The organism is Anaerophaga thermohalophila str. Valhall, assembly GCF_000250735.1.
GTDB classification, from domain to species: domain Bacteria; phylum Bacteroidota; class Bacteroidia; order Bacteroidales; family Marinilabiliaceae; genus Anaerophaga; species Anaerophaga thermohalophila_A.
Genome location: NZ_AHZV01000360.1, coordinates 1 through 8,676 on the forward strand (window position 1 = coordinate 1; position 8,676 = coordinate 8,676).

8 protein-coding genes are annotated in these 8,676 nt (G+C 42.7%); 6 read left to right on the plus strand and 2 right to left on the minus strand.

The features are described 5' to 3' along the window. The first annotated feature begins 428 nt into the window (after window positions 1-428). The 6 genes from OQ5_RS0118895 to OQ5_RS21710 all read left to right on the plus strand — a co-directional run bounded on the left by OQ5_RS0118895 (window position 429) and on the right by OQ5_RS21710 (window position 5,413). On the plus strand, window positions 429-1,646 hold the full coding sequence (locus OQ5_RS0118895; protein WP_016778986.1) for an ATP-binding protein: 1,218 nt from the start codon (window positions 429-431) through the stop codon (window positions 1,644-1,646). Between the two features lie 768 nt (window positions 1,647-2,414). Continuing rightward, window positions 2,415-3,161, plus strand: coding sequence for a sulfite exporter TauE/SafE family protein (locus OQ5_RS0118900; protein WP_016778987.1), 747 nt, complete (start codon window positions 2,415-2,417; stop codon window positions 3,159-3,161). Window positions 3,162-3,276: 115 nt separating this feature from the next. After that, window positions 3,277-3,609 carry a cupin domain-containing protein gene (locus tag OQ5_RS0118905; protein WP_016778988.1) on the plus strand — a complete coding sequence of 111 codons (333 nt, stop codon included), beginning with the start codon at window positions 3,277-3,279 and terminating at the stop codon, window positions 3,607-3,609. A 279-nt stretch (window positions 3,610-3,888) separates the two neighbouring features. Next, entirely contained in the window at window positions 3,889-4,536 is a 648-nt protein-coding gene (locus OQ5_RS0118910) for a YiiX/YebB-like N1pC/P60 family cysteine hydrolase (RefSeq protein ID WP_016778989.1), read from the plus strand. Between the two features lie 90 nt (window positions 4,537-4,626). Next, a complete protein-coding gene (locus OQ5_RS25065) occupies window positions 4,627-4,791 on the plus strand; it encodes a PhzF family phenazine biosynthesis protein (protein ID WP_016778990.1) in 165 nt (54 codons plus the stop codon). Then, window positions 4,775-5,413 (plus strand): PhzF family phenazine biosynthesis protein, encoded by a 639-nt coding sequence (locus OQ5_RS21710; RefSeq protein WP_016778991.1) that lies wholly within the window; start codon window positions 4,775-4,777, stop codon window positions 5,411-5,413. The genes OQ5_RS25065 and OQ5_RS21710 overlap by 17 nt, the downstream gene beginning before the upstream one ends. Here OQ5_RS21710 and OQ5_RS0118920 read toward each other — a convergent pair. Both OQ5_RS0118920 and OQ5_RS0118925 read right to left on the minus strand, forming a co-directional pair. Continuing rightward, entirely contained in the window at window positions 5,400-6,449 is a 1,050-nt protein-coding gene (locus tag OQ5_RS0118920) for a TonB-dependent receptor plug domain-containing protein (RefSeq protein WP_176694103.1), read from the minus strand. The two genes, OQ5_RS21710 and OQ5_RS0118920, sit on opposite strands and share 14 nt — an antisense overlap. Before the next feature lie 547 nt (window positions 6,450-6,996). After that, window positions 6,997-8,445 carry a PQQ-dependent sugar dehydrogenase gene (locus tag OQ5_RS0118925; RefSeq protein WP_016778993.1) on the minus strand — a complete coding sequence of 483 codons (1,449 nt, stop codon included), beginning with the start codon at window positions 8,443-8,445 and terminating at the stop codon, window positions 6,997-6,999. Window positions 8,446-8,676 lie beyond the last annotated feature (231 nt).

Here is an 8,676-nt window from a genome sequence, read left to right on the forward strand (position 1 = left end):
AAAGATTTTTGCGAGTTTATAGACGGACACTAATTAGTTACGTGGTCAATTGGTTACCTGGTTACCTGGTCAATTGATAATTGATCATTGATAATTGATCATTAAAAAATCCGTGTACGCTCGGCTCTGCCGCTTTGCTTGCAAAGAATCTGTGTCATCTGTGGTGCAATTTCAACCTCAACCTCCTTTTGGGTTTCAGGTTGGTAAGACGCACGACCGTGCGTCTCTACATCTGACTTCCGCCTTCTATCTCTGTGTTCTTCTGTGCCTTATGTGGTGATTTCTCAACCTCAGCCTCAACCTCAGCCTCAACCTTAACCTGCTTATCTCATTGCTCCTTTTATATTTTAATAGAATACAAATTTGTTTGATTCTGTCAAACAAATCTGTATTTTTACAGACTATGACTTTTTAAATTATTTACCGGAATGATACTTCAAAGCACATTGGAACAAGTTATAAATCAGCAGGAAACGCGCCTCAGAAATCTTGACGGAGGGCTTCCCAGGGAGGTATTGCCTAAGATAAAGAGTTTATCGTCACACGCCCTTATAATTTCGGGGATAAGACGGTGTGGAAAGAGTACTCTTATGTTGCAGATGATAAACAAGATGAATGATGACAAAATCTTGTATCTCAACTTTGAATCTCCTTTACTGTATGGTTTTTCTTTGAATGATTTTTCAAGATTGGATGCAGTTATTGACAAACGGCAAGCTGAAATACTTTTTCTCGATGAAATTCAGCTTGTTGATAAATGGGAAATATTTGTACGCCAAAAACTTGACGAAGGATTAAAGGTTATTGTTACCGGCTCTAATGCAGCGCTTCTTAGTCTGGAGTCGGGGACTAAGCTGACGGGCCGGCATATTACAAGGGAGCTTTTTCCCTTCTCTTATCAGGAGTTTCTTAGATTTAAAAAAACAGTTCCTTCTGTAAATAGTTTGAACCAATATTTGTCAAATGGTGGTTTTCCTGAATACTTAAAAACAGAAGATGAAGAACAGCTCATTACGCTTTTTGATGACATCATCATGCGCGATATTGTTGCCCGTTACGGAATTAAAGATATCAGGAGCTTGCAGCGACTGGCGGCTTTTCTGATTGCCAATGTAGGCAACCGGATAACTGCAACAAAACTTAAACAACCACTATCGATAGGAGCTACCAGCACAATTCTGGCGTGGTTTTCTCATCTTGAGCTATCGTATTTGTTTTTCTTTGTCCCGATGTTCAGCCCCTCAGAAAAAGCACAACTCATTAATCCCAAAAAAGTGTATGCCATTGATCCGGGAATGCCGGAATATGTTTCGCAAAAGCCTGAACAGGACAGGGGGCGGAGACTTGAAAACCTGATATTTTTGCATTTGCGACGAAAATATAAAGAAATATACTATCTGGATCATAAAGGAAAAGGAGAATGTGATTTTCTGGCCTTTAAGGGGGGTGTTGTTCAGGAGATCATTCAGGTTTGTTATGAATTGACTCCCGATAATATGGACAGAGAAGTAAAAGGCATTGTGGAGGCAATGCGTTATTTCAATTATGCTAAAGCGACTATTGTTACATTCTCTCAAAAGGACAAAATAATTGTCGATACATACGAAATTGAAGTTGTTCCGGCGTGGGAAAAATTGATGGAGTAAGGGATTAGGTTGCTTGTTGCTGGTTGCTGGTTGCTTGTTGCTGGTTGCTTGTTGCTTGTTGCTGGTTGCTTGATGCTTGATGCTGGTTACTGGTTGCTGGTTGCCCGGCTCTGCCGCCTGGTCTGAAAGAATTGGTTACCTGGTTGATTGGTTAATTAGTGTCTGTCCATAAAGTACCATTTGCTGTGTTACGCTCACCGCCAAAATCCTTATTTACGATTAGTAAACTCCGGTTTTGGCGGCTTCGCAAGCCTTGCAACTGGTACTTTCTGAACAGACACACATATTGTAAAGATTTTTGCGAGTTTATAGACGGACACTAATTAGTTACGTGGTCAATTGGTTACCTGGTTACCTGGTCAATTGATAATTGATAATTGATAATTGATCATTGATAAATCTTGTTACAGGCTGCTCAACTGTAAATTACTGTTAAATAGGTTAATTGGGAACGCTTTTTGAAGAAATTTTGCGTAATTGCAAGCGTCAATAGTCAGTAAAAAAAAGCCTAAACGCAGAGACGCTATGACGCAAAGTTATTATTATGAGAGGTAGAGACGTCCAATTTGGGCGTCTTTACCTTACCAGATATCTGTAACAATAGATATTTAGATTATTAGATTTAAGATACAAGATGATTCGTATTTCGTTGAAAATATGCATTTTATCAAAATAAACTCTTTGAATATAACCAGTTGCATCTAAGGTGGTTACAAAATTTTAACGGAGTATTGAAGCGTAATGAAGTAATAAAAGAGAAGTGCTATTATGGGTGAATTGACTGTATTGCTGATTGTAGTAAGCGGAGTTGTGATACTGATGTCATCATTATTGAAGGGGATGACGGGATTTGGTTTTGCTTTACTGGCCATACCTTTTCTCTCTCTGATTTATCCGGTGAAGGTTTTGGTTCCGGCCATGACCATATTCAACCTGATAACAAGTGTAATTCTTTTACTGAAAATAAGGGAACGTATTTCGTGGTATTATTTTATCCCGATGTTTGTAGCCAGTCTTGGAGGCATACCTCTTGGAATTTACCTGTTGGACTATCTGGATGAAGAAGTATTGCGCATAATAATCGGAGTAACATTGACTTTTTTGTCTTTAAAGATGCTGTCGGGCATTCCTTTGGCCAGACGATTTCGGGATAAGCCGGTTTTCTTTGCAGGTTTTCTGAGCGGCATTTTATCGGGAAGTGTTTCACTTGGTGGTCCTCCGCTTGTGATTGCGATGAACCGGAAAAATTACAATAAAGACCTTTTCAGAGGGATTTTTGCATGGTTCAGTGTGTTTAGTTCGTTTTTTGCCCTGGCAGGATTTTATGTGAAGGGGATGATTCCTTCTGACTCACTTCGACTTTCGTTGTATTACACACCGTTGCTGTTTTTGGGGTCGTCACTCGGGAATAAACTTGCCGCATTGGTTAATGCAGAAAAATTCAAACGTGTCGTTGTAGTGGTTAATGTTTTTACCGGTGTAATTACCGTGATATCAGCGATAATAAATTTATGAAGCTCCCTGAATCACACTAAAGGACAGACTTTTGGCATAATAGTTTGGAGAGGGTCGGCTCTGTCGCTTGCTTGTAAGAATTTGGGCAGTAGTAAATATTACCAAACCGAAATGTATGACACTATCAAAATTTTTTAAAGGCAAACAGTTACCTGCCGAAGATTTAGGTGATGGACTATCCCGTAAGATATTGGGACACGACCATGAAATAATGATGGTTCAGATAGATTTTGAGAATGGTGCTATTGGTCAGGCACACCATCATCTGCACCGGCAAACGTCATATATTGTTTCGGGGCGTTTCGAAGTATCTATTGGAAATGAAACTCAAACAATGGGTGCCGGAGATGCTTTTTATGTTGAGCCTGATGAAGTTCATGGCGTGGTTTGCCTGGAAGCCGGTACTCTGATTGATGTTTTTAATCCGGCAAGAGAAGATTTCATTTAGTGTCTGTCCATAAAGTACCATTTGCTGTGTTACGCTTGCCGCCAAAATACTCATTTACGAAAAGTAAACTGCGTTTTTGGCGGCTTCGCAAGCCTTGCAACCGGCACTTTCTGAACAGACACACATATTGTGAAAATTTTTGCGAGTTTATAGATGTGCACTATTTAGTGTCTGTCCGGAAAGTGCCATTTACTGTGTTGCGCCAGGCACTTACTGAACAGACTGTATTCACCTTGTCAATAAAATATAATGATCTTTTGTTATTCAAAAAGATATCCCATGCGATGGCAGCATTATTTATATTTGATTATTCTAATTGGTATGTTTTCATCATGCACCGGTAACGAAAGATTTGAACTTCGGACCGGAGACTTACTTTTCAGGGGAAGAACACCATCGGCTTTGTCATCGGCTATTGACGAGGTTACGCAAACAGGGGATGGCAATCATTTTTCACATGTTGGTCTGGTTGAGGTAATTGCCGGAGAAGTATATGTTATACATGCCGAAGGAGAAAAAGGTGTATGCCGACAACCGGTTGATTCTTTTATGACGGATGATACGGGCGAAAAGTTGTATGCCGAAGCATTCAGGGTAAAAGATGATTTCAGAAAAGGTATTGGAGAAGCTGTGAAACGAGCAGCATCTGCCATTGGAGAACCCTATAATTATACCTATATTATTGAGGATTCCGGGTATTATTGTAGCGAATTGATATGGTGGGCTTTTTCTCCGGATTCTGTATTTGCTTTGTCACCAATGACGTTTAAGGACCCCGGTAGCGGCCGGTTTCATGATGGATGGGTTAGGCATTATGAAAAGCTTGGGATGGACATTCCCGAAGGACTTCCGGGTTGTAACCCTAACGGAATGGCTGCTTCGGATAATATTTACAGGCTGGGTGTTGTATCGGAAGAGCATTTTTAACGGTGGCATGACCCGCTTCAGACCCGGGTTTATCCCCCCAACACCCCTGACAATACTAACAATTTTAACATTCCTGACAACACCAACACTATGAAATTACCTATTTTACAGGTGGATGCTTTCACCAGTCATGTTTTTAGCGGCAATCCTGCTGCTGTGGTTCCTCTTCATGAATGGCTTCCGGATGATGTCTTGCAACAAATAGCCATGGAAAACAATCTGTCAGAGACGGCTTTTTTTGTTTCCCGAAGATGATGGTTATCACATTCGCTGGTTTACGCCGTCGGTGGAAGTTAATCTTTGTGGTCATGCTACTTTGGCGACCTCACATGTGCTGTACAATCATCTCGATTATTCGGGAAAAATGATTCGCTTTCATTCCCGGAGTGGTGATCTTTCTGTTCGGAGAGAAGGCGATTACTATCTTCTGGATTTCCCGTCTGATAAACCGGAAACGGTGGAAAAAGATGAATTTTTATTAAAAGCGTTTGATCGTAATCCTGTTGAAGTTTTGAAAGGGAAGGCCGATTTTCTGGTTGTTTTTGACGATGAGCACTATGTGAGAGAAGTTGTTCCTGATATGGACATGATTAAAAAGCTCGATGCCGAGGGAGTCATTATCACTTCCCGTTCGGAAGGTGAATTCGATTTTGTTTCCCGTTTTTTTGCCCCCCGGCTTGGGATTCCGGAGGACCCTGTTACCGGCTCGGCGCATACCGTTCTGATCCCATACTGGAGCGATCGGATCGGAAAAGATACTCTTGCTGCCAGGCAGGTATCAAACAGGGGAGGAGTCCTGAAATGCAGATACCCTGGCGACCGGGTTGAAATAGGAGGCCGGGCCTGTACTTACCTGGAAGGGATTATTTATCTCTGAATTTAATAATGAGGCGCACCCACGCGTTTCGCGGTGCTCCGGGGTAATTGTCATATTTTTCGAACCCTTTTATTTCCTGCCAGTTTTCAGCTGCTTTTTGAGGCGAGTTGTGAAAGGTCTCCTCATCAATTGAGCTGGGTATTTGAGCGTTAAGATGGATGTAGTTGGCCAGGAAGAACAATGCGTGGTTTCCAAAATGATGCCGAAGCATAAACTGACCGTTCCATCTCAGGTAATCGTTATTTTCTCTGAACCCTGTGGTTTGAGTATAAGCAGCATTACTTTTGATAATAGTCCGTTTTTGCCTGCTGCCGCCGTTCAGAAGGATTTTTTTCTGGTCGAAAGGACCGTACTGTGTTAAGGCATCCAGTGCCAGGGGGGAAGCCTGAGAATGATCGGGGTGAAAAACGATAATACCGCCAAGTCCGCTTCCATAGAGAGCGGATGCGGGGCCACGGACAATTTCGGTACGTACCGTGTTGTACATTTCCAAATCCTCAACAGTGGTGTGCCCGTCGCCCGATGTAAGTGGGATTTCGTCAAGATATGCACGGATGCGTGTGGTTGCATAGGGCGATCGACTCCCGATGCCTCTGATCATGACGCGCCCTGTATTCAGAGCTCCTTTTTGCATGACAACCCCGGGGGATTGTTCTATGACATCGATGGCGGAAAGATTTGGCTGCAAGGAGTCTGAAGAAATAAGAGAAAATCCGCCCGGCACTTTTTTGCTGAGCGTGTTTAAGAGCGGGGCAGAAACGGTTACTTCATCAATTTGGCGACTGTCCGGCGTTAACAGAAAAATATTTTGCTCTCCGGGGATGAGATTCTCCTGCATCGTTTTGTAGTCAGGATGTTTTACGATAACGGTTCTCACAGAGCTGTCATCGAAGGAGAAATGCCCTGAAGTATTGGATTTGGCCAGCCGCTTCCCCTCTGAAACGATTTGAGCATCTTTCACCGGTTTGCCTGTTTGTGCATCAAGGCAATGACCATGAAACTGTCCGAAACTACTAAAGGCGAAAAGCAGTAGCAAAGGAATTGAAATTATTTTAGAAATTAAAGGTCTAAACGAAAAGAACAACAGATTATCAGATTTCGAGATATAAGATGTAAGAGGAACCATATAATGTTGATATATTATTCTTTTATCAATGAGTGTGGTCTAAAAAGCCTAAACGCAGAGACGTAATGACGCAAAGTTTTTATCTTAAGAGAGTTGTGTTTTGCGCCATTTGAGCGTGTAAGTAATTAATTAGTGTCTGTCCATAAAGTACCATTTGCTGTGTTACGCTCGCCGCCAAAATCCTCATTTACGAAAAGTAAACTGCGTTTTTGGCGGCTTCGCAAGCCTTGCAACTGGCACTTTCTGAACAGACACACATACTGTGACCATATTTTTGCGAGTTTATAAACACGCACTAATTAGCGGTTATTTGTAAAAGTTTAACGAAGTATTGAATTAGCTAACACGATAAATTATGGCTTGAGCTTTTTGTTTTTTTTAGATACGGCTTGTCCAGGTCAGGCTTTATTAAAGATTTGCGATTTGGTACTATCATACTTCTGCCTTCTGCCTCTATTTATATCCCACTATCTGCCGGTATCAGTCTGAAAACAAAGCCGGGGTTTTCCACACCTATATAGAGATAGCCGTCGGGGCCTGTTTCGATGGAGCGTACCCGGCCGGCTTCACGGAGCATAATCTCATCTTTTTCCACGTCATTCCCTTCCAGGTCTGTTCTGACAACGTAACGGAAACTAAGTGATCCGGAAAAGATATCATTGGCCCATTGCGGATAGGTTTCGGCATCGGCAAAAGCCATTCCGCAGGGAGCAATTGAAGGTGTCCAGTAAATGACCGGCTGTTCCATTCCTGCTTTTGCCGTATCTTCTGTAATAATGGTTCCGTCGTAGTTTATTCCATAAGTGATTTCGGGCCATCCGTAATTTGTGCCTTTTTTTATAATGTTGAGTTCGTCACCCCCCTTTGGTCCATGTTCTGTTTCCCACAGTTCTCCTGTTTCGGGATGAAATGCCAGTCCCTGGGGATTACGGTGTCCGTACGACCAGATGGTAGGCATTGCATCAGGTGTATCTACGAAAGGATTATCATCGGGAATTCTTCCATCGTCGTGGATGCGGTGGATTTTACCGCAATGGTTGGTAAGGTCCTGAGCGTTGGGCGGATGGCCTCTTTCTCCAACGGAAAAGAAAAGGTAGTTATTTTCGTCGAATGCCATTCTGCATCCAAAATGGACGCCGCTTCGGGTGTTTGGTTGAGCTTTGAAAATTTTTTCTTTATCGACCAGCGTATTTCCATCCAGCCTGGCTCTCATGATGGCCGTATTTCCTCCGTTTCCTTCAGGCTCGGAATAGGCCAGGTAAATCCATCCGTTGTCTTCATAATCGGGATGAAGCTTAATGTCGAGAAGTCCGCCCTGGCCGTTGGCATATACCCTGGGAACGCCATCGATCATTGCTTCAAATTTTTTATCTCTGAACCGGAAAAGTTCACCACTTCGTTCGGTTACCAGCATATCACCGTTGGGCAGCCATGCCATACCCCATGGAATGCCGAGGCCCGAAGCAACCGTATCGATTCTGAAGGAAAGTGCTTCGGTTTCTACCACTTCGGGGAAACCCGGCCGATATTCGTGTGAGCCGGCCTCTTCTTTAATATCGGTAAGGATATGTTCTGCAACAGCTTCAATTTCTTCTTCCGAAAAGACCTCACCAAAAGCCGGCATTCCGGATTCGTAATCGCCTTCACGGATAATTTCTTCCATTTCGTTTTGGGGCATGGCAAACATGGCCTGGCGGTCTTCGCCGGCAAAACGTTCCATGTACATACCATGGCAACTGGCACAATAGTTCTCATAAAGCTGACCAGCCGCCCGGGGTGTTTTGTCCTGATCGCCGGAAGACCGGGATGCACAACCGGAAGATGAGGTGGATGATAATGCCATCCAAAGGATAAGAGCGGCTGCGGAAAACAGACCTGTAAATTTGATATGGCTTTTTTCGAGCATTGTAGTAAGTGTTTAGTTTACCTGGTTTATTTAGTGTCTGCCCATAAAGTGCCATTGACTGTGTTACGCTCGTCCGAGAATTACTCATTTACGATGAGTAAACTGCGTATTTCCGGACTTCGCAAGCCTTGTAAATGACACTTTCAGAACAGACACACATATTGTGAAAATTTTTTCAGGTATATGGACAAGTACTAATTAACCTGCATTATTCATAAATTATCAATTACG